The organism is Hymenobacter cheonanensis (assembly GCF_030581075.1).
Classification (GTDB): domain Bacteria; phylum Bacteroidota; class Bacteroidia; order Cytophagales; family Hymenobacteraceae; genus Hymenobacter.
Window position 1 is genome coordinate 369,525 of sequence record NZ_JAUQSW010000004.1, and the last position, 26,084, is coordinate 395,608.

Annotated in this window: 19 protein-coding genes; 9 read left to right on the plus strand and 10 right to left on the minus strand. The window is 62.1% G+C overall.

Features of this window, described 5'->3' with window-relative positions; translation table 11 throughout:
* The first annotated feature begins 192 nt into the window (after positions 1 to 192).
* The 7 genes from Q5H89_RS10410 to Q5H89_RS10440 all read left to right on the plus strand — a co-directional run bounded on the left by Q5H89_RS10410 (position 193) and on the right by Q5H89_RS10440 (position 8,027).
* Positions 193 to 1,488: a hypothetical protein gene (locus Q5H89_RS10410; RefSeq protein ID WP_305019245.1), complete on the plus strand. Its 1,296-nt coding sequence runs from the start codon at positions 193 to 195 to the stop codon at positions 1,486 to 1,488.
* Positions 1,489 to 1,519: 31 nt separating this feature from the next.
* A complete protein-coding gene (locus Q5H89_RS10415; RefSeq protein ID WP_305019246.1) occupies positions 1,520 to 2,371 on the plus strand; it encodes a pirin family protein in 852 nt (283 codons plus the stop codon).
* 244 nt (positions 2,372 to 2,615) lie between these two features.
* Complete coding sequence (locus Q5H89_RS10420) at positions 2,616 to 3,521, plus strand: prephenate dehydratase (protein WP_305019247.1); 906 nt, start codon at positions 2,616 to 2,618, stop codon at positions 3,519 to 3,521.
* Positions 3,522 to 3,605: 84 nt separating this feature from the next.
* Entirely contained in the window at positions 3,606 to 4,772 is a 1,167-nt protein-coding gene (locus Q5H89_RS10425; RefSeq protein WP_305019248.1) for a pyridoxal phosphate-dependent aminotransferase, read from the plus strand.
* Between the two features lie 4 nt (positions 4,773 to 4,776).
* Positions 4,777 to 5,625 (plus strand): prephenate dehydrogenase, encoded by an 849-nt coding sequence (locus Q5H89_RS10430; protein WP_305019249.1) that lies wholly within the window; start codon positions 4,777 to 4,779, stop codon positions 5,623 to 5,625.
* Positions 5,626 to 5,761: 136 nt separating this feature from the next.
* Entirely contained in the window at positions 5,762 to 6,832 is a 1,071-nt protein-coding gene (locus Q5H89_RS10435) for a chorismate mutase (RefSeq protein ID WP_305019250.1), read from the plus strand.
* Positions 6,833 to 6,989: 157 nt separating this feature from the next.
* The gene (locus tag Q5H89_RS10440; RefSeq protein ID WP_305019251.1) at positions 6,990 to 8,027 is read left to right on the plus strand and encodes an acetamidase/formamidase family protein; all 1,038 of its coding nucleotides are present in this window, start codon (positions 6,990 to 6,992) and stop codon (positions 8,025 to 8,027) included.
* A 125-nt stretch (positions 8,028 to 8,152) separates the two neighbouring features.
* Here Q5H89_RS10440 and Q5H89_RS10445 read toward each other — a convergent pair whose 3' ends face one another.
* Together Q5H89_RS10445 and Q5H89_RS10450 are read right to left on the minus strand one after the other, a co-directional pair.
* Entirely contained in the window at positions 8,153 to 9,256 is a 1,104-nt protein-coding gene (locus Q5H89_RS10445; RefSeq protein ID WP_305019252.1) for an alpha/beta fold hydrolase, read from the minus strand.
* Between the two features lie 164 nt (positions 9,257 to 9,420).
* The gene (locus tag Q5H89_RS10450) at positions 9,421 to 10,017 is read right to left on the minus strand and encodes an FMN-dependent NADH-azoreductase (RefSeq protein WP_305019253.1); all 597 of its coding nucleotides are present in this window, start codon (positions 10,015 to 10,017) and stop codon (positions 9,421 to 9,423) included.
* A 158-nt stretch (positions 10,018 to 10,175) separates the two neighbouring features.
* Between Q5H89_RS10450 and Q5H89_RS10455 the strand changes: the two genes are divergently transcribed.
* The gene (locus Q5H89_RS10455; protein WP_305019254.1) at positions 10,176 to 10,538 is read left to right on the plus strand and encodes a winged helix-turn-helix transcriptional regulator; all 363 of its coding nucleotides are present in this window, start codon (positions 10,176 to 10,178) and stop codon (positions 10,536 to 10,538) included.
* Positions 10,539 to 10,566: 28 nt separating this feature from the next.
* Here the strand turns inward: Q5H89_RS10455 and Q5H89_RS23250 are convergent, their stop codons facing one another.
* From Q5H89_RS23250 to Q5H89_RS10475, 5 genes are all read right to left on the minus strand, one after another.
* Complete coding sequence (locus Q5H89_RS23250) at positions 10,567 to 10,842, minus strand: hypothetical protein (protein WP_369810655.1); 276 nt, start codon at positions 10,840 to 10,842, stop codon at positions 10,567 to 10,569.
* A complete protein-coding gene (locus Q5H89_RS10460) occupies positions 10,839 to 11,567 on the minus strand; it encodes a DUF1028 domain-containing protein (RefSeq protein ID WP_369810656.1) in 729 nt (242 codons plus the stop codon). The genes Q5H89_RS23250 and Q5H89_RS10460 overlap by 4 nt, the downstream gene beginning before the upstream one ends.
* Before the next feature lie 189 nt (positions 11,568 to 11,756).
* Complete coding sequence (locus tag Q5H89_RS10465) at positions 11,757 to 13,715, minus strand: endo-1,4-beta-xylanase (RefSeq protein WP_305019255.1); 1,959 nt, start codon at positions 13,713 to 13,715, stop codon at positions 11,757 to 11,759.
* Between the two features lie 417 nt (positions 13,716 to 14,132).
* Positions 14,133 to 14,822, minus strand: coding sequence for a response regulator transcription factor (locus Q5H89_RS10470; RefSeq protein ID WP_305019256.1), 690 nt, complete (start codon positions 14,820 to 14,822; stop codon positions 14,133 to 14,135).
* Between the two features lie 25 nt (positions 14,823 to 14,847).
* The gene (locus Q5H89_RS10475) at positions 14,848 to 16,281 is read right to left on the minus strand and encodes a sensor histidine kinase (RefSeq protein ID WP_305019257.1); all 1,434 of its coding nucleotides are present in this window, start codon (positions 16,279 to 16,281) and stop codon (positions 14,848 to 14,850) included.
* A gap of 262 nt (positions 16,282 to 16,543) precedes the next feature.
* On the opposite strand from Q5H89_RS10475, the gene Q5H89_RS10480 reads away from it, so the two are divergent.
* Complete coding sequence (locus tag Q5H89_RS10480; protein ID WP_305019258.1) at positions 16,544 to 17,467, plus strand: DUF6624 domain-containing protein; 924 nt, start codon at positions 16,544 to 16,546, stop codon at positions 17,465 to 17,467.
* Between the two features lie 125 nt (positions 17,468 to 17,592).
* On the opposite strand, the gene Q5H89_RS10485 is transcribed toward Q5H89_RS10480, so the two are convergent.
* From Q5H89_RS10485 to Q5H89_RS10495, 3 genes are all read right to left on the minus strand, one after another.
* Positions 17,593 to 18,126, minus strand: a complete 534-nt coding sequence (locus Q5H89_RS10485; RefSeq protein WP_305019259.1) for a GNAT family N-acetyltransferase — start codon at positions 18,124 to 18,126, stop codon at positions 17,593 to 17,595.
* A 208-nt stretch (positions 18,127 to 18,334) separates the two neighbouring features.
* Positions 18,335 to 20,689, minus strand: coding sequence for a translocation and assembly module lipoprotein TamL (tamL, locus tag Q5H89_RS10490; protein WP_305019260.1), 2,355 nt, complete (start codon positions 20,687 to 20,689; stop codon positions 18,335 to 18,337).
* Between the two features lie 6 nt (positions 20,690 to 20,695).
* The gene (locus Q5H89_RS10495) at positions 20,696 to 25,933 is read right to left on the minus strand and encodes a translocation/assembly module TamB domain-containing protein (protein ID WP_305019261.1); all 5,238 of its coding nucleotides are present in this window, start codon (positions 25,931 to 25,933) and stop codon (positions 20,696 to 20,698) included.
* Between the last annotated feature and the right edge of the window lie 151 nt (positions 25,934 to 26,084).

The window sequence follows — 26,084 nt, forward strand, 5'->3', positions numbered from 1 at the left end:
ATCTAAGTAAATACAGTTGACTTGCATACGCCTGTCATGCTGAACGCAGTGAAGCATCTCGCTCACATCGCTAGGGTAGTAATCCAACGATGCGGGCGAGATGCTTCACTGCGTTCAGCGTGACAGGCGTGTTTAGGGATGCTGCTGTGCGTGATTCTTCTACTTTTACCTATTCTACCCTTTTCCCACCCCATGAAAAACCAATTCTTCCGCTCCTACCTGGCGTTGGCTTTGGCGGCGCTTACCAGCACGCTGGCCCTGGCTAGCCCACCCGCCGGCCCTGTTAAAGTTACTGTGCGCCAGACCAGTGGCCGCTACGAGCTGCTGCGTGGCGGCCAGCCCTATTTTGTGAAGGGCGCGGGCGGCAGTCAGTACCCCGAGCGCATTGCGGCCTACGGCGGCAACTCTATCCGCACCTGGGGCACCGCCGACGCGCCGAAGGTGCTGGCCGCCGCCAACCAGCACCACCTCACCGTGATGCTAGGCCTCGACGTGGCCCGCGAGCGCCACGGCTTCGACTACAACGATGCGGCGGCCGTGGCGGCGCAGCTGCAAAAAATTAAGGGTGAAGTTCTTAAATACAAAGACGACCCGGACGTGCTGGTCTGGGGCATCGGCAATGAGCTGAACCTCGACTACACCAACCCCAAGGTGTGGGACGCCGTGAACGACATCGCCAAGATGATTCACGAAGTAGACCCCAACCACCCAACCTCGACGGTGCTGGCGGGGGCTAGCAAAAAGGAAATCGAGTTTGTGAAAACGCGCTGCCCGGCCGTGGACATCTTGAGTATCAATACCTACGCCGGGCTAGCCACGCTGCCCCAGCAGGTAGCCGATGCCGGCTGGACCGGCCCCTACCTTGTGGCCGAATGGGGCCCCACCGGCCACTGGGAATGCCCGCAAACCCCCTGGAAAGCCCCGGTAGAAGAAACCAGCAGCCAAAAAGCCGCCGTGTACCAAAGCCGCTACGAGGCCTCGGTGCTGAAGGACCGGGCGCACTGCCTGGGCTCCTACGTGTTCCTGTGGGGCCAGAAGCAGGAGCGCACGCCCACCTGGTATGGTCTCTTCACCGAAGACGGCCAGGAAACCGAGGTAATGGATGTGCTGCAATACGAGTGGAGCGGCCATTGGCCCAAGAACCGGGCGCCGCATATCGCTGACTATAAGCTGAATGGTAAAGCTGCCACCGAAGGCATTTACCTGAAGCCCGGTCAGGCATATCCCGCCACGACCACCGTTACCGACCCCGAGCGCGACGCGCTTACCTACCAGTGGGAATTGCTGCCCGAAAGCACCGACCTCAAGCAGGGCGGCGACCGCGAGAGCCGCCCTACGCCCGTGGCGGGCGCCCTGCCGACCGGGGCTAAGGCCCAAACCACCCTTACTGCCCCTAGCCAGCCGGGCGCCTACCGGCTCTTCGTGTACGCCCACGACGGGCACGGCAACGTGGCCACCGGCAATATTCCGTTCTTCGTGCAGCCATAACTGTTTGGCTGCCCGGTGGGTTGATAGGCCTATGCGCACCGTCATTCAAAAGCACCGGGCCGTGAATGCGCCCATTGCTGACCTCGTTACGTACCGGGCAATCCCCACGCCCTCAATCGAATACCTCGACCCGTTTCTATTCCTGAACCACCACGGGCCGCAGGTATACCGGGCTAATAACCGGGGCTTGCCCTTTGGCCCGCACCCGCACCGGGGCTTCGAAACGGTGACGTTTATCCTAGAAGGCGACATTTTACACAAGGACAGCAGCGGCCACGAAAGCGTAATCGAGGCCGGCGGCATTCAGTGGATGACGGCCGGCTCGGGCCTCATCCACGCCGAAATTTCCTCGGATAACTTCAAGAAAACGGGCGGCCCGCTCGAAATTCTTCAGCTCTGGGTCAATCTGCCGGCCAAGTTCAAGATGACCGAGCCGCGCTACATTGGCTTGCAAGCCACTGAAATACCGGCCGTGCCGCTAGCCCCCGGCGTGGTAGCCCACGCCGTATCGGGCGAGTGGGGCGGGGCCGCCGGCGCCGTGCAGCCGCTGGCCGATGTAGCGCTGGCCTGGCTCGACCTGGCGGCGGGCGCCCCCGTGGCGGTGCCCATTGCGACTAGCCGCAGCATTTTTTTCTACGTGGTGCGCGGCAGCGTGCGTGTGAATGGCACGCAGGTCTTCGCCCGCGAGCTGGCCGAGTTCGACCACGAGGGCAGCGAGCTGGGCATCGAAGCGTTGAGCGACAGTGTGTTGCTGCTAGGCCACGCCGAGCCGTTTGGCGAGCCCGTAGCCTCGGCCGGGCCGTTTGTGATGAACACCGAAGCCGAAATCCGGCAGGCTTACGCCGACTATCAGCAGGGTAAATTCGGCACCTGGCACGGCTAAAACAAGGGATAAAAAGCAGCCAGGAAACTTGCCAGTTTGAAATTCCTGCCTACCTTGCCACCCAATTCGACCAGTATCATGTTCAGCAACCGCTACTTTTTTGGCTTCTATTATTTTACGCCGCCCGCGTAGAACGAGTCGCCATGTAGCTAAGCCACTGAAATTTAGCAGCGCCACTCGTTCTTCGGGTGGCGCTTTTTTTATGTTTTGCCGCTGGGCCAGCGCCCATCTTTTCCTTATCGCCATGCCGCAGCACGTTGCCATTCAAGGGTTCAAAGGGAGTTTCCACGAAGTAGCTGCCCGCCAGTATTTCGGCGCGGCGCCTGCCCTGAATTTCTGCGCCACCTTTGGCGAGGTAGTGGCCCAGGTAGCCGATGGCCGCGCCGATGCCGCTCTCATGGCGATGGAAAACTCGCTGGCTGGCAGTATTTTACCTAATTATCTGCTGCTGGAGCGCAACGCGCTCACCATCACCGGCGAGATTTACCTGCCCATTCACCAGCACCTGCTGGCGCTGCCGGGCACCACGCTGGCCGATATTGAGGCCGTCCATTCGCACCCCATGGCCCTGCGCCAGTGCGGCGATTACCTGAGCCAATACCCTGGCTGGCAGCTGGTTGAAACCGAGGATACCGGCCTCAGCGCCCAGCTGCTGGCCGAGCGCCAAACTCCTGGCGTGGCCGTAATAGCCGGCGCCCAGGCTGCCGAGGCCTTCGGCCTGCAGATACTAGCCCTCGCCATCAACGACGACCCAAGCAACTACACCCGCTTTCTGGTGCTGGAGCGGGCCGCCGAGGCCCAGCCGGTGGCTAGCCCCGATAAGGCGTCGCTGTACTTCTACACCTCGCACGCGCCGGGCATGCTGGCGCGGGTGCTCACGCTGGTGGCTGGCCACGGCCTGAATTTGAGTAAGTTGCAGTCGTGCCCCCGACCCAGCCAGCCCTGGCACTACGGCTTCCACGCCGATGTAGAATTTGCCACGCCCACCCAGCTAGACGCTCTGCTGGCCGAGCTGCCCGCCGTGACCGAAGAGCTGCGCGTGCTGGGTACTTACCAACGCGGCAGCATGGTGTTTGGGCAGGATGAGACTGGGGAGAACCACCGCGGTCGTCATGCTGAACGCAGTGAAGCAGCTCATTTGGTGCAGTAAATCAATCGTTGAGTGCCAACCGAACGGTGCAGGCGAGATGCTTCACTGTGTTCAGCATGACGACCGCTTTTAGTGAATAATGTAATGCAAGTTTCCACTGCCAGCCGCCTGGCTCACACCGGCGAATACTACTTCTCGCGCAAGCTGCGCGAGCTAGCCGCCCTCAACGCGGCGGGGGCCAATATTATCAGCCTGGGCATTGGCAGCCCCGATTTGCCGCCGCACCCAAGCGTGGTGGCCGCGCTGGCCGCCACCGCCAGCCAGCCGGGCGCCCACGGCTACCAGAGCTACCAGGGCACACCGGCTCTGCGGCAGGCAATGGCTGCTTTTTACCAGAAAAGCTACGGCGTGGCCCTCGACCCCGCTACCGAGGTGCTGCCCCTGGCCGGCTCTAAAGAAGGCCTGATGCACATCGGCATGGCTTTTTTGGAAGCGGGCGACGCGGTGCTCATTCCCAACCCCGGCTACCCGACTTACCGGGCGGTGGCTGAAATCTGCGGGGCTGAAGTGCGCGAGTACGACCTGACCGCCGCCACCGGCTGGCTGCCCGATTTAGATGCGCTGGCCCAGAGCGACTTGCGCCGCGTGAAGCTGATGCTCGTCAACTACCCGCACATGCCCACCGGCACGCCGGCTAGCCCCGAGTTTCTGCAAAAGCTGGTCGAGTTTGCTGCCACCCACAACATTATGCTGGTGCACGACAACCCGTATGGCTTCGTGCTGAACGAGACGCCGCCCACGAGTTTGCTCAGCATTCCGGGCGCTAAGGAAGTAGCGCTGGAGCTTAACTCGCTCAGCAAGAGCCACAACCTGGCGGGCTGGCGCGTAGGAATGCTGGTGGGCCGCGCCGACTGGCTGACGGAGGTGCTGCGCTTCAAGAGCAACATGGATTCGGGGATGTTTCTGGGAACTCAGCAGGCTGCCGTGGCCGCGCTGGCACTGGGCGAGGAGTGGTTTGCGGAGCTGAACGCTACCTACCGCGCCCGCCGCGCGCTGGTGCACGAGCTGCTGGCTGCGCTAGGCTGCGAAGCCGCGCCGGGCCAGACGGGCCTGTTTATCTGGGCCAAAGTGCCGCCGCCCTACGCCGATGGCTACGCCCTCAGCGACGCTGTGCTGGCCGAAGCCCGCGTGTTTCTGACGCCCGGCGGCATCTTCGGCAGCAATGGCAGCGGCTACATCCGCGCCAGCCTCTGCCAGCCCGAAAGCGTGCTGCGCGAAGCATTGGAGCGCGTAAAACTTGTAGCTGCCTAGCGCCATGACTATCAGTATCATCGGCTTAGGCTTGATTGGCGGTTCGCTGGCGCTTAGCCTGCGGCAGCACGGCCTAGCCAGCCGGCTCATTGGCGTGGAAGCCAGCCCCGCCTACGCCCGCCGGGCGCTGGAGCTGGGCCTGGTGGATGAAATGGCCCCCGACCTGGCCAGCGCCGTGGCGCCGGCCAGCCTCGTCATCGTGGCCGTGCCCATGGATGCTATGCTAACGGTGCTGCCCCAGGTACTGAATTTAGTATCTGGCCAGCAAATAGTTATCGACGTAGGCTCGACTAAAAACAACCTGCTGGCCGCCGTGGCGGAGCACCCGCGCCGGGGCCGCTTCGTGGCCGTGCACCCCATGGCCGGCACCGAGTACTCGGGCCCCGACGCCGCAATAAGGGGCTTGTTCGAAGGCAAGACCCTGGTAGTGTGCGATGCCGAAATGAGCGACCCCGATGCCGTGGCCACCGTCGAAACGCTGTTTCGGGCCTTGCCCATGCGGGTGCTGCACCTCGGCGCGGCCGACCACGACCTGCACACGGCCTACGTGTCGCACATCTCGCACCTTACATCGTTTGCGCTGGCGCTCACGGTGTTGGAGAAAGAACAGCGCGGCGAGCAGCGCATTTTTGACCTGGCGGGCGGCGGCTTTGCCTCCACCGTGCGGCTGGCCAAGAGCGCGCCGGCCACCTGGGTGCCCATCTTCCGCCAAAACCGCGAAAACGTGCTGGATGTGCTGGATGAGCACCTGGTGCAGCTCAATAAGCTGCGCAATATGCTGGCCGGCGAAGACTACGCCGGGCTGACTACGCAACTGGAACACGCCAACGAAATAAAAAAAATTATTCCTTAACGCCTTGTCCTTGCGAGCAGCGCGAAGCAATCGCACCTATACGGAACCCGAGCAGCTCGTCTTGATGCGATTGCTTCGCGCTGCTCGCAAGGACAATCGTGAATTACTACTTAACTAGCAATCAACTCAACACCCCATGTTCAACGACCTTTTCAACCGCAAGCCCGAGGATAAGCCTTTCCTCATCTCCGGCCCCTGCTCGGCCGAAACCGAGGAGCAAGTACTCGAAACCTGCCAGCGCCTGGCCGCCACCGGCAAGGTGCAGGCCCTGCGCGCCGGCATCTGGAAGCCCCGCACCAAGCCCGGCGGCTTCGAGGGCGTAGGGGCCAAGGGCCTACCCTGGCTCAAGAAGGCTAGCGAGCTCACCGGCCTGCCGGTGGCCGTGGAAGTAGCCACCGCCAAGCATGTGGAAGACTGCCTGGCCTTCGGCGTGGACCTGGTGTGGGTGGGCGCGCGCACCACCGGCAACCCGTTTTCGGTACAGGAAATCGCCAATGCCCTGCGCGGCGTGGATATTCCGGTGCTGGTCAAAAACCCCATTCACCCCGAGCTGGAACTGTGGGTAGGTGCCATCGAGCGCTTGCAAAAGGCTGGTTTGAAGCAGGTTGGTATGATTCACCGCGGGTTTTCGAGCTACGGCAACACCGACTACCGCAACGCGCCAATGTGGCACCTGCCCATCGAGATGAAGCGCCGCATGCCCGACATGCCCATCCTCAACGACCCTAGCCACATCTGCGGCCGCCGCGATACGCTGTTTGGCGTGGCGCAGCAGGCATTGGACCTGGACTTTGATGGGACGATGATTGAGAGCCATATCGACCCCGACAATGCCTGGAGCGATGCCAAGCAGCAAATCACGCCCGAGGTGCTCAAGCAGCTCATCACCGACCTGGTGTGGCGCCACGAAACCACTGATAAAGAAGAATTTGTGAACGCGCTGGCCGGCCTGCGCGAGCAAATCAACAACCTCGACGCCGAGGTGATGCAGCTGCTGGGCCGCCGCATGGCCGTGGCCGAGAAAATTGGCCAGTACAAGAAGGAGAACGACATTACCATCCTGCAAACTGCCCGCCTCAACGAGATTCTGGAGCGCAGCAAGCGCCAGGGCGCGCAAGTGGGCCTCACCGCAGAGTTTGTGGAGCGCTACATGGAGGCCGTCCACCTGGAGTCGGTGATGCGCCAAGAGCGGGTGATGAATAGCTAACACAAATCGTCTGTCATTGCGAGCGCAACGCAGTGGAGCGCAGTAATCTTTCTTTGTCGTTGGATTAGTAACCCAAGCGTGAAGGAGAGATTGCCACGCTCCACTGCGTTGCGCTCGCAATGACAGTTAGTAGAGATGCGGCGCGTACTTTTCAGCAATGAAAAAATCTGCCCAATTTCTTCTGCTCGCCACTACGCTGCTGGCTAGCCTCGCCGCTCAGGCTCAACGCCTGCCCAAAGCCCAGCATGAACTGCTGATTACGCCCGCCACCGCTGCCTGGGGGTACTACGATGCGGCGGCCCAGCCCGTGCTGCGCATCAAATCGGGCGAGACGGTGCAGGTGCATACCCTGCTGACTTCCAGCCCCACGCGCCTCGAAGGCGCGGGCGTGGCCCCGGCGCAGGTCGAGCAGTCGCTGCGCGACATCTATGACAAGGTGACCAATAAGGGGCCAGGCGGGCACATCCTCACCGGGCCCATTTTTGTGGAAGGCGCCGAGCCGGGTGATGTGCTGGAAGTGCGCATCAAAGCCATTGAGCTGGCCATTCCCTACGCTTACAATGGCTTCGGGCCGAAGAGCGGGTTTATTCCCGAAGACTTTGGCTACGCCAAAATGAAGATTATTCCGCTCGATAAGAAACGGATGGTGGCCGACTTTGCGCCGGGTATTGAAATTCCGCTGCACCCGTTTTTTGGTAGCATGGGCGTGGCGCCGCCCGTGGCGATGGGCCGCGTAAACAGCGCGCCGCCCGGCATCTTCGGCGGCAACCTCGATAACAAAGACTTGGTGGTAGGCACTACGCTCTACCTGCCGGTGCACGTGCCGGGCGCGCTGTTTTTCGTGGGCGACGGCCACGCCGGGCAGGGCAACGGCGAGGTCGACATTACGGCGCTCGAAACGTCGCTGGTCGGCAACCTGGAGTTTATCGTGCACAAAGACATGCACCTCACGGTGCCCCGCGCCGAAACGCCGACCCACTACATCAGCATGGGCCTGAACGAGGATTTGACCCTAGCCAGCAAGCAGGCAGTGCGCGAAATGATTGATTTCCTGATGAAAACGAAAGGCATGACGAAAGACGATGCCTACATGCTGTGCAGCGTGGCCGCCGACCTCAACGTGACGCAGGTAGTAGACGGCACCCGCGGCGCGCACATGCTGCTGCCCAAGAGCATTTTCGATAAGAAGAAGTAAGCTGCGGTTATAAATCAAAAAACGGCTGTCATGCTGAACAAAGTGAAGCATCTCGTTCGCATCGTTAGGCAAATGACCCTAGCGGTGCGAGCGAGATGCTTCCTTCGTCAGCATGACCCGCGTGTTTATTTCTGCGTGTTGTCAGCCAGAAACTTCCCGACGTTCTCGTTCAGAAACTTCGCGTCGGCGGGGTTGCTGGCGGCGCCGGCGGTGTGGCCCCACAAGGAGGGAATAGGCAGCAGCTGCACGCCCGGTATAAACGCCGCCTCGTAGCGCGCATCGCCCACCGGAAAGTACAAATCGGTTTCGGAAGGCATGTAGAGAATAGGTACTTTAATGGAGCGCAGCGCCTTTTCGACATCGCCGCCGAAGCCGGGGCTAGTGCCTACGTTGTGGTACTCCCAGGTGCGCATCTGGGCGATGAGGTCGTTGGCGTCGGCGCCGGGGATGAAGTGCGTGCGGTAATTATTGAGTACCTGCTCGAAGGTGACGCCGGGCTTTTCTTCGCTGCGCCACAGCTCTTTGCGCCACCACTCCTGCGAGAAGAGCCAGCCCGTCCAGACGGTGGCAAAGGCCTCGATGCCTTTGGTGGGCGGCGCGGTGTAGTCGCCGTTTTGGAAAGCCGCGTCGGCGGTGAGGGCGGCAATCTGGCCTTCGAGGCGCACCACGCCGTGCGGGTAGTTTTTGGCCGTGCCCGAGGTAGCCACGATGCGGTCGGCGAAGGTGGGGTAGCTCACGGCCCACTGAAACGCTTGCTCGGCGCCCATCGAGAAGCCGATGAGCGCGCGCAGATGGGTTATTTTCAGTTCTTTGGTCAACAGCTCATGCACGGCCTGCACGTTGTCGCGAATGGTCATCACCGGGAAGCGCGGGCCGTGAAACGGCTCGGGCGTGTTACTGGGGGAGGACGAGCGGCCGTTGCCAAAAAGCTCGGTTGTGACCAGAAACAACTTGGTGGTATCCAAGCACTTGCCTGGGCCGATAAGCCACTCGTAGCCCCGGTGCCCGGCCATGTAATGCGAGGGCAGCAGCACGGCATTGTCGCGCCGGGCGTTTAGGTGGCCGTAGGTGCCGTAGCCCACCCGCGCCTGCGGCAGCACGGCGCCGCCCTCGGTTTTGAAATTGGTGAGCGTGAAAAAGTGGTGCGGTACCGGGCTGGCCGCCGGCTTGGTTTGGGCCTGGGCGGCGAAGGCTGCAAGCAGCCATAGCAACGTAAAAATTTGGCGCATAGAAGACTAGAGAGTGATAAAATGGATAAGTGCGGCGAAGCTCCGCCGCGGGCTTAACGCAAAAAAGGCTGGCAGCGGCCGCTCCAAGTGTAAATGAACACTGGGGACGGCCACTGCCAGCCTTTTTTAATGGCCGCTGTCGAGGACGGCAGCGGGCTTAGTAGTTAGATGCTTACGCTATCCAGGCCTTTTTGCAGGGCCGTGGGCTGCAACTCAGGGTTGCCGGTGCCTTCCACGCGCGCTACCGTTACGTCGGTCATGCCCAGGAAGCCGAGCACCGTTTTCAGGTACGGGGCCACGAAGTCGTAGGAAGTCATGGGGCCTTCGGAGTACACGCCGCCGCTCGACATGGCCACGTACACTTTTTTGCCTTTTACCAAGCCCTCGGGGCCGGCGGCGCTGTAGCGGAACGTGATGCCGGCGCGGGCAATGTGGTCAATCCAGGCTTTGAGCGTCGACGGAATGCCGAAGTTGTAGAGCGGCGCGTCGATAACGAGCACGTCGGCGGCCATAATTTCGGCGATAGACTCGTCGGAGTGGCGTACGGCTTCCCGCTGCTCGGGTGTGCGGCTCTCGGCCGGCGTGAAGAACGACTGTAAATGCGCCTCCTCCAGGTGGGGGAAGGGCTTGTTGGTGAGGTCGCGGACTTGCACCGTGCTACCGGGGTTGGCGGCCTGGAGCTTCTCAACGATGCCGTTGCCGAGCTTGATGCTGTACGACTCGCCCTTGCGCGGGCTCGAAATGATGCGGAGAATATGCATTGGGAGTAAGGAAAAAAGCTGCTGCCACAGGCGCAGTACAGGTGATTGGTATTGCTAACTTAAGGTTACTAGCTAGTGTTTGGTAAGCAAACTACAGGAAGTAAGCAATTGTTAGCCCTGAACCACTTACCTTTAGGTAAGCACCTCTTTTCAGCTTTATGGAAGCGCATTTTCCTTCCCAATGCCAAGCCGTCATTGGTCCCCTTCGCGATGCCCTGGATGTTGTCAACGGCAAGTGGAAGCTCCAGATTCTGGTCGCCATCCGTAGCGGCAACCACCGCTTTCGCGATATCGAGCGCAGCATTCCGCTGCTGTCTTCCAAGGTGCTGTCCAAGGAGTTAAAGGATTTGGAAGCCCACCAGCTCATTCGCCGCACGGTGCACCAGGGGCCGCCCGTCACGGTCGAGTACGACGCCCTGCCCTACGCCTCGACGCTGGACCCCGTCATCTTCGCGCTCCGCGACTGGGGTGTGGCGCACCGGCGCAAAATAACCGGCAAGGAAGCGCCCGTTGCCAGCTAGCCGCCCGAGAAAGCACCCTGGCCGCTCCTTACTTCAGCGCCAGAATCTGTTTAAGCTCGGCCGGGCTCACGGTGAGCAGGCCCACTTTGGGCAGGCGCTCGGTAAGGGTGCGCCAGTTGGGCTCCTGCTGGAAAATGGGCCGCAGCAGGGCTAGCGCAGCGGGCACCTGCTGCTTGTTGGCCAGCGTAATGGCGTGCCAGTACTTCATTTCCAGGTTAGTAGGAAACATCTTTTCGGCGGCCTGATATTCCTGGATGGCAAGCGGCATGTCGTTTTTCTCCACCGCCAGGTCGCCGGCATTCATGTGGTCGTAGCGCGGTGCAGCTTCAGCAGGCGGCGCAGCTCTACCAGGGGCTGGGCGGCGTCGTCCACGCGCAGGTCCACGAGGCGGTCGGCCCAGGGGCCTTCGGTAGTGGTGCCGCGCACCACGAGCAGGGCGGCCGACTGCCGGCCCCGAATGTCGCCGCCGGCAGCCTGGGCCGCGTCGAGGGCGGCTAGCACGCGCTCGGCCAGCGGCAGGGCGGCGTTGGCTTCGTAGGCCTTGGCCATGGCGCCCCACACAGTGGCGTTGAGCATCATATTGGCCTGCACCGAAAACTGGTTGCCCTGCTGGTGGCCGGCCATGTCCACGCATTTTTTGCCGGTGTGGGTAGCCACGCGGCCCTGGTTGTCGAGAATAGCGACCTGGCGCACCTCGCGGCCTTCGTCGTCGCGCAGCAACTCATCCAGCGCCTGTTGGGCCGACTTGCCGCCCTTGAGCAGGGCTAGCCCGCGCAGGCCAAACGACTTATTGGTAAACGACTGCGTGGCCACCACGCCCACGCCGGCCTCGCCCCAGCTCACGCTGGTGCCCACCGAAAACCAGTGGCTTTGCACGGCCACGGCCATTTCGCCGGTCTTCGGGTCGCGGGCCACAATGCTGAAGGTGTGCGCCAGCGGGTCGGTGGCCGAGTAAACAGACTGGGCCTGCGCGGCCGGGTGCCCTAGCCAGAGCAGCGCGGCCAGAAAGGGGAAAAGTTTGCGAAGCATAAAACGGGAAGAAGAAAAGCGAATGTAGCGCCGCCCCGCGCGGGCCAGTAGCCGCTAAGGCAATTGCAGCAGGACTTAGGTAGCCAAGAGGCTGAAAACCTACGCCGGTTCTGCTAAACCCCAACGGCCCCCCGGCAGAGCTGCCAGGGGGCCGTTGGGGTTTAAAATGGGCCTGGCCAACCCGGGCAGTTACTCTACCGTGAGGCGCTGGCTAAGGGTGCCCGCGCTGCTTTGTAGGCGCAGGGTGTAGAGGCCGGGAGCCACGCCGCCCAACGGCAGGGCGCGGGCACTCTCGGCCGAGGCGGGTAGGCGGCACTGCAACACCACTTGGCCCAGCGAGTTGAACAAGGCCACCTCTACGGCCTGTGCGGCCAGGCTAGCCGGCAGGTTCAGCACTACGCTACCCGCCGCCGGGTTGGGGTAGAGGAAGGCGCCGGCCGTGGCGGCGCTGGCGGCGCGGGTGCCCAAGGCGGTGCTTTTCACGTAGTTGCGCAGCCACACCAGCGAGGGGCGCTCGGTAGCGTCGGTATTTACCAGGGGTGCGCCCTGGGCCGTGCGCCAGTGGCCGGGGCGGTAGCCCCAGAGCGTCACGCCTTTCACGTTGGGGTTTTCCCAAAACAGCGGAAACACCCGCTGATACTCAGCCAGCTGCACAGCGTCGTCGAGGCCATCGCTGTCATACTCCGTGATGTAGAGCGGCACGCCCGGGCCCGCCAGCGTGGCCATGTTGCCATTGATAGTAGCCGCCGTTTGACCCGCCGTTGAGAAAGCGTGGCCCTGAATGCCCACGCCATCGATAAGGCCACGGGTTTTGAGCAGGTTAATGATGTTGACGTAAGTAGCGGCGCGGGTCGAAGAATTCTCCACGCTGTACTCATTCAGCATGAGCTTGGCGCTGGGAAAATACTGGCGGGCTAGCTGGAAAGACGTGATTATCCAGTCGTAGCCGGTGGTGCCGGTGCCCCCTAGCGCGTTGATGTAGGCGCCGCCGGTGGGGTCTACGCTGCCGGTGGGCGTAGTGGGCGAGCCAATGGTAACCAGCCCGGTGGGCGGCGTGTTGATGGGCTCATTCACTACGTCAATAAAGTCGATTTTGGGGTAGCGGGCGGCCAGGGCGGCAAACCAGATTTTGATTTCCGCGAGTTGGTCGGCGGCCGGCAGGCTGGCTATCCAGGTGGGCTGCTGCGCGCCCCAGATGAGCGTGTGCAGCCGGAAGATGCTGCCCGACTTGGTGGCGCGGTTATAAGCGCTGTCGAGGTCGGCCCAGTTGAAGGTGCCGCGCGTGCCTTCTACGCTGCCCCACTTGCCGCCGTTTTCGGGTGTCACGGCGTTCCAGTAGCGCGTGAAGTTGGGCGATTGCGCCGCGCTGTAGGCGCAGCCCAGGTACTTGCTCTTACCAGTGGCTAGCGGCGGGCCGGCCGGCACAAACTGCACGGGCGCGGTAGTCGAGCCCTGAGCGCCGGCATCGAGGTTAGCCACCGTAAAAAACAAGCCCGACTGCCCAAACACGAACTTGTCGAAGTCCAGGCCGTCTTCGCGGGCGCCAATCTGAAACGTTTGGGTAAGCGCCCCGGCCGCCACCGTGAAGGTGGTAGCCGCGCTGCCGTTCACGATAAACTTCGACATATCGACCCATTTCCACACGCCGGTGCCGCCGCTGCCGGTGCCGTCTACGGCTAGGGCACCGCCCGCCACGTAGCCCACGTTGAAGAGGCCGTTGGCATTCACCCAGTCGGCGCTGGTAGTGGCAAAGTCCTTGGCGCCGAACGATTTGGCGTAGAAGTAGCTGTCGTCATTAGCCCCGGCCGACCCCACCCGCAGGCGGGCGTACAAGTCATAGGTGCCCGGCCCCGGAAAGGTAACCGTGTAGGTGAGCACCCGCGCCGCCGTGCCCGGGGCCGAGCCGCCCCCCGCCACCGACGACACGTCGCTGAGCGAAGTAATGTAGGTAACGGCCGGAGTTGAGCCCGAAGCGGCGGCCGTGCGCACGGCCCAATCGCCGGTAGTGGTATTGGGTAGGGGCGTGGGCGGGTTGGTGGAGGTGCCGGTTTCGGCTTCCACCACCACGGGGGCGTTCTGGGCTAAAAGGGTGAAGTGGCTGCCCAGGGCGGCCACCAGCGCAATAACTATGCGTTGAGGTGTCTTCATAGCGAAGCAATATTGGGTGGGAAAAGGAGGGGGCCGGGACTGATGCCAGCGCGGCAAAAGGCCCTAGCCATTGGCTAAAATTACTTTCCTCCTTGGTGCAATAAATGCCTGTTTATGAAATAGATAAGATGATAAAATACTGCAAACGTTTGTGATAGCCGGACAAACGTTTGTGATAGGTTGAAATGCCCGAATTTTATAAGCAGCCGCTTTTAACGCCCCTGGCGCCAGCTCCAGCGGTGCCCAGCTAAGGGGGGCCAGCGTGGCTGGCGGCTCTTTTTACCCACAAGTTGAAGCCACTCACTTGCTGACTAACAGCTTGGTAAAAGCCTGGCATAAGTACGCTGGGCAAGCTAGCGCAGCTCCTTCAGAGCCAAGCCGCTCGTGAACATTGCCCCAATCAACAAAAGCACTGACTCAGGCCAGCAGCTTGTAGCCCACGCCGCGCACGTTCACGATTTGCACCTGCGGGTCGTGGCGCAGGTAGCGCCGCAGGCGGGTGATGAACACGTCGAGCGAGCGGCCGTTGAAAAAGCTGTCGTGGCCCCACAGGGCTTGCAGCACGGCGGTGCGCGTCAGCACCTGGTTGCGCTGGTCGAGCAGGCACTTCAGTAGCTCGGCCTCGCGGTGGGTGAGGCTGGTGGCGGGCTGGCTGCCATCGGCCAGGGCCAAGCGCTGCTGCGGGTGGTCGAAGCGGTAGCGGCCAATGGCCAGCGGCCCGGCCGCCGGCGTAGCCACGGCTACCGGAGGCCGGCCCAGCAGCGCCCGAATGCGCACCACCAGTTCCTCCAGGCTAAAGGGCTTTTTGAGGTAGTCGTTGCCGCCCAGCTCGAAGCCCTGCACCACATCGGTGGGCTGCGAGCGGGCCGTGAGAAACAGAATGGGCACGGCCGCATCGACCTGCCGAATCTGGGTGACCAGGGCAAAGCCGTCGCGCACGGGCAGCATCACATCGGCCACCACCAGGTCGGGCCGCACCTCGCCAAACAGCTCCCAGCCGCGCGCGCCATCGGCGGCGTGGTGCACCGTGAAGCCGCGCGTTTCGAGGCTGTCCTGCACAATGCGGGCTAGCGAAAGCTCGTCTTCAACGAGTAGGAGAATGGGCATTTTGGTAGTAGATAGTGATTGATAATCAAGTGGTAATGGCAGCAGGCAGCCACACCACAAACGCGCTGCCGCCGCCCGGCGCGGGGCGCACGTGCACCCGCCCGCCGTGGGCGGCCACCACCTGCCGCACGTAGTAGAGCCCTAGCCCAAAGCCCTTTACGGGGTGCAGATTGCCGGCCGGCACCCGAAAAAACTGCTCAAAAACGGCCTCTTGGTAGCTGGCCGCAATGCCGGGGCCATTGTCGGCCACCGTGAGCTGCCAGCCGCCGGCCACGGGCTGGCCGTGCACGCCGATGCGCACATCGTCGCCCGAGTATTTGAGGGCATTATCGAGCAGGTTGTCGAGGGCGCCGGCCAGGTGCAGGCGGTCGGCCAGCAGGGTGTCAGTGGGCGATAGGCTAACGTCAAACCGCACGTGCTTAGTGGTTTGCAGCTCGTGGCGCCGCACCAGCTCAGCCACCAGCTCGGCCGGGTGCAGGGGCTCGGGGTGCAGCGCCAGCGGGTGGCCGGGGCGCTCGGCCACGGCAATGTGCAGCACCTTGTCAACCAGGCTGGCCAGGCGGTGCAGCTCGTGCCGGGCCAGGCTGAGGTAAGTGGCGGTACGCTCGGCATCGGCCAGCGCCCCAAAATCCTGCAACGCTTCCACAGCCGCCGATACCGTGGCGAGCGGCGTTTTCAGCTCGTGGGTCATGTTGTTGATGAAATCACTTTTGACCTCCGAGAGCTTTTTCTGGCGCAGTATGGTGCTCAGCATCAAGGCAAAGCAGCCCGTGGTGAGGCCTAGCAGCAGCGCCGAGCCCGCCAACGCCCCGGCCAGGCGGCCCAGCACAAAGGCCCGGGGCGGCCGAAACGAGGCCACCACCGCCGTGCCCCGCACGGGGTTGAGCTGCACGGCGGGCGTGTGCATGGAAAAGCCCGCCCGCCCGGCCGCCACCGCCGCGGCCGGGGCCGTGAGCGTATCGAGCCGAAAGGGCAGCGCTACCTGGCGCCGCCGCAGCTCGGCGCGGTAGGCGCGGGCTAGCTGGGCCACGCTTACCGGCTGCTTGCCCTGCCAGTTGCTGATAACGAAGCTCGACAGCTGGCGGGCCAGCGAATCGGTGCGGGCCGCGCGGATGGCTTGCGTAGGTGGGGGCGCTGCCGGGCGGGCCTTAGGCGCGGGCCAGGGGCGCCCGGCCTGCGCGGGCGTGAGGCCGGTATCAAGCTGTTCTATTTGCCAGTGGTGGGGGCGGCCGGGGGCATCGCCGGGGCTAGCGTAGTCGTTGAACCGGATATTGAACACCTTTTGGGTGCGGCTCAGCTGCTGGCGCTGCACCACGGCTTCGAGCGCCTCGTGGGCCGTGCGCTCCACCTGCGCCGTGGCCAGCTGGTAGCTGCCGTAGAGCCAGTACGCCTGAAAGCCGTAGCTGCCCAGCAGGCACACGGCCAGTAACCCAAAAATGAAGCGAAGGCGGCGTTGCATACCCAGGTAAAAGCAGCTCGAAAGTACGCCCCGCGGGTGGCGCCGGCCGGGCCGTTAACATTCATTAACAAAGAATAACAGTGCTTTACGAAGCCCCGCGCGTCCTTTGTGCTGTTCAATTTCGCGGCCTTTTCCGGGCGCGTTGCTCTGCGTAAGTCTTGGCAGCCAGGCTGGGCAAGCGGCTCCGCTTGCACCATTTCTAGCGGCTCCGCTTGCACCATCTGACACTGCTACTCACCTCTTTTTTTGTTTCCTTTTAGCCATGAACTACTGTTTTATCTTGCTGCTGAGCTTGCTGGCCAGCGCCTCTGGCTTTGCCCAGGCTACCGCGCCAGCCCTGGTCAATGCGGCGTTTAATGCCCACATGGCCAATAACTTTCGCCAGGCCGGCCAGCTCTACGAGCAGGCGTTTGCGCTGCCCGGCGCGCCGCCCTCGGCGGGCCAGCTCTACAACTCGGCCTGCAGCTGGGCGCTGGCCGGCGAGCCCACCAAGGCCTTCCGCAACCTGAACCGCGCTACCGAAGCGGGCTGGGACAACCTCACGCAGCTCAAAACCGACCCCGACCTGGCTAGCCTCCGCCCCGACAAGCGTTGGCCCCAGTTATTGAAAAAGGCCGAAGCCGCCGTGGCCCGCGTCGAGGCCACCCAGAATATTCCCCTCAAGCGCGAGCTACAGGCCATGCACGAGTCGGACCAGGGCCCGCGCCGCGTGCTGGGCCCCTTGCAACAGCGCTACCCGGCCGGGGCGCCCCAGCTCGATTCGCTTTACCAGCAAATGAAGCTGCACGACACCCAAAACGAAGCGCGGGTGAAAGCCATTATTGCGCAGTATGGCTGGCCGGGTGCCAGCCTGGTGGGCCGCGCCGGCAGCAGCACGGCTTTTCTGGTGCTGCAGCATTCCAACCTGGCTACTATTCAGGAGTACTTGCCGCTCATCCGGCAGGCGGCCGCCAAAGGCGAGCTGGGCAAAGGCGAGCTGGCGTTGATGGAAGACCGGGTACTAATCTTTCAGAATAAGCCGCAAGTATATGGAAGCCAAGTGCGCTCGAATGCCGCAACGGGCAAAATGGAGTTTTACCCCATCCAGGACGAGGCGCACGTAGATGAGCGCCGGGCCACCATGGAGCTAGGGCCGCTGGCCGACTACGCCAGGATGTTCAACTTCACCTACGTGCCGGCGAAATAGCAGTCACCAAGCTGGCGGTCTTGGGTGAAAGCGCGGATTAAAGGCTGCTTGGCCTAGCTCCCCGGCTGCCGGCGAACAGGGCATTTGGCTGCGTCGGGCATTGTCCTTCTAGCGTCTGGGCGGGCCTAGTAGCCGGCACTCTCTTGCGGCCGCCACTCTTCTTTTAACACGGACATCACCAGTTTATCGTGAAACACGCCTTGCCGACAAGCCGCCTGTCGCAACCGCCCTTCCAGGAGGAAGCCCGCTTTTGTGTAGGCTTTCAACCCGCCCGTGTTCAGTTCGGAAACCGTGAGCATAATGCGATTGAGCTGGTAGTTGGTAAAGCCCAGGTCAACGATTTGCCTGGTTACTGCCGTGCCCAGGCCCTTGCCCCACGCGGCTTTCTCCCCGATAAAGATGAAGTATTCTCCCGATTGGTTCGTGGCCGAAATACCCGTGAGGCCCGCATAGCCCACCAACGCGTTGGTTTCCTCCCAATAAATACCCAAGTTCAGGGTATTGGCCTGCTGCAGGGTGGCCGCAAACCACTGGTCAATTTGGGCGTCGGTCTTCAGGCTTTGAAAAACCGAGAGCGAATACATAATGACTTCCGGGTCGCGGAGCCAGCGGTAAAAGTGCGCCACGTGTTCGGGGTGCAAGGGAGCGAGCTTTACCATAGTCCTGTTTCAGTAAGTACCTACCTCGAAGTAGGCAGGGGCCAAAAGTAAGCAGGCGCTAACCCCGGTACTGGCTTGCAAACAACTTATTCAGCCGCCCTGAGTGCTGCGCCAGAGTGCCCTTGCATAACAGCCAAGGCCGCGCCCGGTAGCGCCGCAGCGGCTACCAGGCGCGGCCTTGGCTGTTAGCGGTGGGGCTAGCCCGGTTTTAGAACGGGTAGCCGATGGCCAGGTTCAGGCGGCCGGTCTTGTCGTCGGGGGTGCCGTAGTTGGCGCGCAGCGGAATGGCGTAGTCGAAGCGAATGACGAAAAACTGCACGTCGATGCGCAGGCCCACGCCCGTGCCCACGGCTAGCTGCTGCAAAAACGTGCTGGCCTGAAACTGCCCGCCCGGCCGCTGCGGGTCGTTATTCACGAGCCAGATATTGCCCGCATCCAGAAACACGGCGCCCTTCACGTAGGGAAACAAATCCTGGCGGTACTCAATGTTGCCTTCCAGGCGCAGGTCGCCCACCTGGTCGTAGTAATTGCTCACAATGTCGGTCGCCACCGGCTTGTACGAGCCCGGCCCAATCTGGCGCGCCGCGTAGGCCCTAATGGAGTTGGGGCCGCCAATGCCGTACTGGCGCAAATACGGCAGCGTGCCGCCCGCCGAGTTGCCGTAGGGCAGGCCCACCCCAATTTGCAGGCGGCCCACAATACGGTTGCCCGAGGTGGGGTTGGCACTGATGCGGTAGTACTCGCGCAGCTCCAAATCGAACTTAGCGTATTGCGCAAAGCGCTGACCCGCAATGGTGTAATATTCGGTAGGCGACTTCTGACCTACCACCGCGCTGCTGATGGCGTTGGCAATGTTGCCGCTGACCTCGGCCATGCCCTGGAAGAAAATCTGCTGGCGGCGGTTTTCCAGCACTTGCTGGTTGTAGGTGTAGCGGTACGAGCTGGCCAGGATAAACTGCGCCTGATAAGCCTGCTTGAGAAACGGCCGCAGCCGCAGCACCCTATCAAACGCCGTATCGGTCGAAACGGCGTTGTACGAGACGTCTATCAGCTTAAGCTCCTGCTCGTTGGTAATCTTGGTTTTCCAGCTATAGCCGTAGTTGGCCGAGTAGCTGGTGGTAGCAAAGTAGCCCGTGCGCGTCACGTACCGAATGCCCGCCCCAAAGTTGGTGCGCGGCTGAAAGTCAGAATTGACCAGGCGCGGATTCAGAAAGGGTAGGTGAGGCGCAATGAGGCGCGGCACGATAAGCTGGGCGTTGATACCAAACTCATTGGAGATAAGACCGGTATTGCTGCGGCTTTCGGCGTTGGCCGGCGCCTTGGTCTGCGTTTCGGTCGAGGCCACGGCGTTGATGAGCAGCTGCTCGGCCCCGCGCAACGCCGAGCGGTTGCGGTACTGAATAGTGAGGCCCGGCCCGGTAAAGCCGTTGCTCTTGCTCACTAGCTGCAACTCGGCGCGCAAACTCTTCTTTTTGAGCTGCGTCATCAAGATATCCGAGTCGAGGCGGGCGCGGCCGGCCGAGTCGCCGGCGGCCGAGGGCCGAAACTTGATTTCGACGAAGCGGAAAGTACCCAGGCTCATGAGGCGGCTCAGCGTCTGGTCGCGGCGCTTTTGCCGAAACAGGCTGTCGGGATACAAAAACACGGCCCGCGTAATGGCCCGCGCCCGAAACACTTCCTCGTCAGGGTAATACAGGTACTTCTGAAACCGGACGGGGTTGCGCTCGGTAGTGTCGGTGAGCACGTAGTTGGTGTTCAGGCTAATGGTTTTCAGCCAGTAGGGCCGCCGGGCGCGGGCGGGCGTCTCCCCCTTTATCTTAAAGTACACATTGGCCTTGCCTTGCAGCGTGCTATCGACCTGAAACAGCAGGTAATTGGGGTTGAAGTAGTAGAACCCCTGGTTTTTGAGCGCCAGGTCGATGCGCACCCGCTCGTTGGTAAACACGTCGAGGTCGTAGGGGTCGCCGGCCTTGAGCAGGCTAGCCGCCTGGGTGCCCCGGATGGCTTTTTCCAGTAGCGAATCGCCCAGTGGAAAGCGAATGTCTTGAATAAGATATTGTTGGCCCGGGTGAGCGGTGTAGTTTACCTGGGCCGTTTTTTCCTGCTCCTCCACCTTGCTGCTCACCGAGCCGTGGAAGTAGCCCCGGTTTTGGAGGCGGTTGGTCATCAGGTCGCGCGTTTGCTTGGCCTGCACCTGGCTCAGCAGCACCGGCGCCTCGCCAAACTTATCGGCCAGTAAGTGGCCTAGCCCCTTGCTTTTGCCCACGCCCAGGTGCCAGAAATACAGCTTGGGCCGCTGCCCCAGAATGGCGCCGTTGGGCTTGGGCCGCACCACGCTCTCCAGCTCGGTTTGCAGGGCAGCCTGGTTGCGTAGCTTGGTGGGCGCGTCGATGCTCACCTTACTGCCGGTATATAGTTTCTGGCCCTCCGGAATGTACTTCAGCCCCGAGCACGAGGCCAGCAGCAGCCCGGCCAGCAGCGCCGCGCCGCGGCCAGCCAGCCGGCCGGCGCTGGCCCGGCGGTAAGTTCTCAAGAGGTTGATAGGCTGATAAATAAACTTCATTCTGAATTACTGGCTGGTCGTGGCGCGGCGGGTAGTGTCGCGGCGCACGGTGCTGGGGTTGTTGACGGCGGCGGCCGAGTCGGCCAGCTGCTGCTCGTGGCGCTTGCGCTCCTCGGTATCCTTCTTGTCTTGCTTGCGCGAGTCGCGCAGCTCCCGCTTTACCTCGGGCGCGAGCTTGGCAAACAAGTCCTTGAAATTGTTGTAGTCGCGCTGGAATACCAGCGATGCCCCCGTGCGCACAATGTTGCCGTCGATGTCCTCATAGGCATTCTGGCGGAAGGCGCGCAGGCGCAGGCGGCCATCCTTAAGCAGGGTGTATTCCAGGCTCACGTCGCCGGCAAAGTTGCTGGCCGCGCTGCTGCCCTGCGTGGCCTGGGTGCCCGTGTTGCCACTCAGCGGCACGTCGGTGCCGAGCCGCACGGTGAGGCGGTTGTTGAGCAGCTGGCGGCGCACGGCCACATTCAGGTCGGTGCGGCTCTGGGCCGAGCCGGTGCTGTAGTCGGCCTGGTTGGTAATACCCAGGTCGAGGCCCAGGCCAGCCAGGTACTTGCCGGTCAGGCTCTGGAGCTGGTCGGTCAGCACCTGGCTCACCGAGCCGCGCAGCTGGCTGGCAATGATGCCCTCGCCGGCCGTCGTCTCAAACGGGTTTTGCTGAATGAAGCGCCCTAGCACGAGCAGCGAGAACACCTGCTTGCTCTGCTCCGAGGTGTTGGTGGGCTGGCGCAGCTGGGCCAGCTTGGCTTCTACCTCGCCCCCTAGCGCCCCGCGCTGGTCCTCGGGCAGCGTAATGTCGAAGCCAATGGTCGGCTTGCTCAGCTGGTCGGTTACCTTAATGGCTACGTTGAAAGGCAAAGCGTTGCGCGCTAATGTATTAGCATACTGGCTGTCGCTGCCCTGGCCGGCCAACAGCTCGGCCGGTGCCGTTTTTATCTTGTAGATAGCCGTGATGTTGAGGTCGGCATTATACGGGTCGCCGTTCCAGACTATCGACGAGCCGCGGGCGATGATGAATTCGCGCGTCACCAGGCCGTAGAGCGAGAGCTTGTACTTGCCGCGGCGCACGTCGAGGCGGCCGGTCAGCGTCAGGTTGCCGCTAGGGTCGAGGGTGGTGGTGAGGGTGCCCGCCGCCCGCACGCGCAGGTTATCGCCGCTCACCGGGTCCACGATGAAGGTAAACGGCGTGTTGTCGTTAATCGTAATCGTGGCCGTAATGTCGTAGCCAATGGCGCTCGTATTCGTCGAGTCGGGCTCGCTGAGCACCACCAGATGGGGCTTGGGCCGGGGCTTGAGGTCCACAAACTGCACAATGCCCTCGCGGGCCACCACGCTAGGGTCGGCGGCGGGGTTTTCCACCGTCAGGTCCGAGCCATCGACCACCGTGGCGCGGGTGTCAATTTTGATGAGCGAGAGTGGCCCCGTGAGGCGCGTCTCCGAATCGACCACCAGGCGCCCATAGTACAGGGTGTTGTCCTTGGTGCGCCGGCTTTTCACGGCCAGAAACTTATTGGTCGTCACGCGCAGGTCGAAGGCGTAGTCCACCAGGTTTTTGGTCAGCAGGTAGCCATTGGCCACGGCCTTGTTGCCGGCCGAGTCGAGCACCGTAAAGTTGTTGAAGGCGATGCCCCGGTCGTCAAACGTCACCGGCTGGCTCACCAGGCGGAACGGCGACCCTAGCTGCGGCACCACAAAGCTGGCGTCGGGCGAGGTCGTGAGCTGGCCGCGCACCTGCGGCGCGCTCGTAGTGCCCGCAATGGTGAGCTGCCCGCTCAAAAAGCCGGTGGCCTGCGTTATCTGCCCGGCCGAGAACGGCTCGGCCGTTTTCACGTTCAGGCGGGCCACGTCGAGCACAAAATCGAGCGGGTTGGCGCCGGCCGTGCGATAAGCCCCGCGCAGCGTCACGTCATTGCCGCCGCCCCCGGTCAGGCGAGCGTTCACGTCGTAGCGGTCGGCCACCGGGTTGCTGGCCTGCAAAGCCAGGTCGCCGAGCACTATCTTATTATACAGCAAATCCTTAATGGTCAGGTTGGCCGTGAAAGCCTGCCTGGCGGTGCCCAGGTTACGGGCCACGGCCTCGCCATTCAGCGTGCCGCCCAGCGTAGAGTCGGCCTGGCCGATGGCCTTGCTCACGATGCCCAGGTTGAACTGCTCGAAGCGCACGGCCAGCGGTGAGGTATTCACGGCCGGGTTCTGGCTCTGCACCACCAAGGCCGAGGTACCGTTGGTCAGGCGCAGGTTGTTGGCCACAATGGTGCCGTCGGCGTTGTAGCGCACGTAGTTGCCGGCGCCCGCCGTCCAAGTATCGTAGTTGATAATCTGGTCGTTGGCAAAGGCAAATTGGTAGGCGCTGCCCCGGCCTTGCGTCAGCACCTCCAGGGCGCCGGCCAGGGCTAGCCGCTCGCGGTTGCTGCTGTCGCCCAAAATGGAGGCGCGGGTATTAATCTTATTATCAGCCACATTGCCCACAATGCTGGGGCGGCGCAGCGTCAGGCTCGTGTCTTGCCGGGCGCGCGCCAGGCGCAGCGCGTAGTCGAGCTTGCTAGGGTCCGAGTTCACGTCCAGCGTGAGCGAGTCGAGCCGGTAGTTCTGGTAGCGAATAAAGCGAATGTCGGTTTTGGCCGTGAGGCGGGCGGCGGCGCGGCTGTAGTCGCCGGCCAGCACAAAGGGCGACAAGCGCCGCAGCCCCGGCACAAACTGGCGCACCAGCCGGGTGTTTTTCACGCGCAGCGAGTACGTAAACTGCTGATTGCCTTGCTCATTCCGAAACGGCGCCACGCCCGCCAGGTGAAAATACCGGTTGATGTGCCGCTGCAACTCCGTGGCCAAATCGCCCAGGTGCACATTGCCATCAAGCTTGATGGCCGCCACGTTCGAGTTGAAATCGACGGCCGTGCGGGTAGCCGTTTGCACAATGCGCCCCTGCACCGAGTCGAGCGGAATGCGCTGCTTATCCTTGGTAATCACGATGTGGTCGCCGCTAAACGTCCCGTTAATCGTGTTCAGGCTTGAGCCGCGCAGGTTGGCCTGTAGGTCGCCTTGTACTTTTAAGTTGCCACCCGTGTAAAAGCCCAGCGCCGTAAGGTTGGCCCCGCGCAGGTTCAGCGACGTTACCTCGTAGCTAGGGTTCTTGGCGTCGCGCAGGTTCACCACCGCTTTCAGGTCCAGGTCGAGGTTGGGGTCGTCGTGGCTGCTGGCCGCAATCGTGTACTTGCCCCGGTCAATGTCCACCGAAGTGGCCACGCCGTGGTAGGTATAGCCATTATAGCGGGCGCTCTGCACGTTGGCCGTCAGCTTGCCCACCAGGGTGTTGGGGTCCTGCAAGTTGCCGGTGGCATTAATGCGCCCGGTGCCCGTAATGGGCCCGATAGTCGGGTCTTTCAGCAGCTTACCCGCATCAAAATTCTGTACCGCAAAGGTGCCCACCAGCGGCTGCTGGCCGTTGGCCTGTTTGGCGCCCAGCTTGCCGCTGAAAGCCACGTTGCCGTAGGTCGAGCGCAGCTTTAGGTTGGTATCGAAGGCGAGCGTAGTGGGCCGCCCCTTAAAAGTGCCGCTCAGCGAGAGGCTAGGGGGGATGCTGATATTGCCAGGCACCGTGCCCTTGGGTAGCACGCTCAGCAGGTCGGCGCGCGTGGTAGTAAATTTCTGAATATCAAGGTCTACGTACAAGCGGCCATCCACATTGGGAAGGCCCACGATGTGCGCCCGGCGCGCCTGCACCACCGTATTGCGCAGGCCCACAAAGTCGAGGTTGCGCACCAGCAGGTCGCCCAGCCGGCCGGTTACCAGGCCACTCAGCAAAATGCTTTGGTTGGGGCCGGTGGTAAAGGGCGGCGTGCTCGCCAGGCTCGGCACCAGGTATAAGATGTCGCGGAAGCCTAGCCGGGTGTTGCGCAAATCGCCGCTCAGGCCCAGGTTGGGCAGGTCGTCGGCAATGGCACTCAGGCTCTTATAGCGCAAGCCCAGGCTACGCTTGATGCGCGAGTTGGGCGTTATCAAATCGAGGCTGTCCAGGGCAATCTGCACCGAATCGTACACCACATTGGCCCGGGCCGAGCTGATGGCGAAGCCGCTCTGGTCTTTGCCCGCCAGGTTGTCCAGCTTCAGCGTTGTGCGGTTTTCGGTAAAGGTCAGGTCGCGCGTATTCAGCACTAAGTCAGTGAAGTGCAGGTGGCTGTAGTCGAGTGCCGGGTAGCGGGTTTTGAGCTTCGGGTCGTTGAAATTGTCGAAGTTCACCGCCACCTGGCTGATGTCGGACTGCGCCAGGGTCACGCGCCACTTAAGAGGAGCGGCCGTAGCTTTTTGGGCCGCCTCATCCACCTTGCGCACGGCCTCGGCGGGGTTGATAACGCGCTGGGATACCGGCACATTCTGGTTCTGGGCGTAGGCAAAAGTGGTGTTCTTCAGTGTCAGCTTATCGAGGTCGATGCGCTCGTTTTTCAGGTCGATATTCTTGGCCGTGACATCGGCTAGCCCGATTTTGCTGTCGATATACTGCGCGGCCGGGGCATTCTTATAAGTAAAGGCCACGTCTTCCAGCGTCGCTTTATTCAGGCCAAACGTGAGGGCTAGCGGCGCTTCCGGCTTCTTATTATCGAGTTCGGGCGCGGTTTTGATTTGCTCCATGCGGATGGCGGCGTGGCGCAGGGCCACGTTATCCACCTTATACACAGCGTTATCCACATCCACCTCATCCATGTTCACCAGCAGGTCGCCGAGCTTGGCGCGCAAGTCGGAGCCAGCCACTTGGTCGTTTTGCGTAAACAGGATATTGGCCAGGTGCACCCGCCCAATGTCGTACTTCAGGCCCGAGCTGGTAGTATCGACCGGCGCCGTGGGGTCGGTGAAGGCCTTGATAATGAAGTCGTAGTTATTAACGCTGTCGGGTTCGGTGCGGGTCAGGCGCACGCGGCCGTTTTCCAGCTCTACATCTTTGATATTGACCTGCTTCTTGAGCAGCGCGAAAATATCGACGCTCACACCCAGGTGGCCCACGCTCAGCAGCGTATCGCGCTGCTGGTCGGCCAGGTACACGTTGTCGAAATTGATGGCGTGCCGAAAATCGGTGCGAAAGGTGCCTAGCCGTACTTCAGTTTTTAGCTTATCGCGCAGGTAGCCTTCGGCGCGACGTGCTACAAAGTCTTGGCCAGCAGGAAATTGCAGGTACACAACCACGCCAACCACCAGCAGCAAAACCAGCGCAATCAGACCAAAGACAACGTACAGAAAGCGCCGTAGATAAACTGACACAGGCAGAAAAAGCTAAGTGAAGCCGCGCCCAGCTTCAGTAAAGGAACAGAATTATGGCTTTCCAAACGGGAAACAGTCGGCCGGGGTTGGCTAAAAGCCGACGGAAAGTGCGGAATAAGGTTTCACCTAGCTAGCCGGGCAACGTTGCCAA

Excerpts from the sequence above, each read along its gene's own strand:
- Q5H89_RS10485 (WP_305019259.1), bottom strand. The coding sequence starts at position 18,126 with ATGGTAAAGCTCGCTCCCTTGCACCCCGAACACGTGGCGCACTTTTAC.
- Q5H89_RS10430 (WP_305019249.1), top strand. The coding sequence starts at position 4,777 with ATGACTATCAGTATCATCGGCTTAGGCTTGATTGGCGGTTCGCTGGCG.
- Q5H89_RS10415 (WP_305019246.1), top strand. The coding sequence starts at position 1,520 with ATGCGCACCGTCATTCAAAAGCACCGGGCCGTGAATGCGCCCATTGCT.
- Q5H89_RS10440 (WP_305019251.1), top strand. The coding sequence starts at position 6,990 with ATGAAAAAATCTGCCCAATTTCTTCTGCTCGCCACTACGCTGCTGGCT.
- Q5H89_RS10450 (WP_305019253.1), bottom strand. The coding sequence starts at position 10,017 with ATGCATATTCTCCGCATCATTTCGAGCCCGCGCAAGGGCGAGTCGTAC.
- Q5H89_RS10455 (WP_305019254.1), top strand. The coding sequence starts at position 10,176 with ATGGAAGCGCATTTTCCTTCCCAATGCCAAGCCGTCATTGGTCCCCTT.
- Q5H89_RS10460 (WP_369810656.1), bottom strand. The coding sequence starts at position 11,567 with ATGCTTCGCAAACTTTTCCCCTTTCTGGCCGCGCTGCTCTGGCTAGGG.
- tamL (WP_305019260.1), bottom strand. The coding sequence starts at position 20,689 with ATGAAGTTTATTTATCAGCCTATCAACCTCTTGAGAACTTACCGCCGG.
- Q5H89_RS10475 (WP_305019257.1), bottom strand. The coding sequence starts at position 16,281 with ATGCAACGCCGCCTTCGCTTCATTTTTGGGTTACTGGCCGTGTGCCTG.
- Q5H89_RS10445 (WP_305019252.1), bottom strand. The coding sequence starts at position 9,256 with ATGCGCCAAATTTTTACGTTGCTATGGCTGCTTGCAGCCTTCGCCGCC.
- Q5H89_RS10410 (WP_305019245.1), top strand. The coding sequence starts at position 193 with ATGAAAAACCAATTCTTCCGCTCCTACCTGGCGTTGGCTTTGGCGGCG.
- Q5H89_RS10420 (WP_305019247.1), top strand. The coding sequence starts at position 2,616 with ATGCCGCAGCACGTTGCCATTCAAGGGTTCAAAGGGAGTTTCCACGAA.
- Q5H89_RS10435 (WP_305019250.1), top strand. The coding sequence starts at position 5,762 with ATGTTCAACGACCTTTTCAACCGCAAGCCCGAGGATAAGCCTTTCCTC.
- Q5H89_RS10425 (WP_305019248.1), top strand. The coding sequence starts at position 3,606 with ATGCAAGTTTCCACTGCCAGCCGCCTGGCTCACACCGGCGAATACTAC.
- Q5H89_RS10465 (WP_305019255.1), bottom strand. The coding sequence starts at position 13,715 with ATGAAGACACCTCAACGCATAGTTATTGCGCTGGTGGCCGCCCTGGGC.
- Q5H89_RS10480 (WP_305019258.1), top strand. The coding sequence starts at position 16,544 with ATGAACTACTGTTTTATCTTGCTGCTGAGCTTGCTGGCCAGCGCCTCT.
- Q5H89_RS23250 (WP_369810655.1), bottom strand. The coding sequence starts at position 10,842 with ATGAATGCCGGCGACCTGGCGGTGGAGAAAAACGACATGCCGCTTGCC.
- Q5H89_RS10470 (WP_305019256.1), bottom strand. The coding sequence starts at position 14,822 with ATGCCCATTCTCCTACTCGTTGAAGACGAGCTTTCGCTAGCCCGCATT.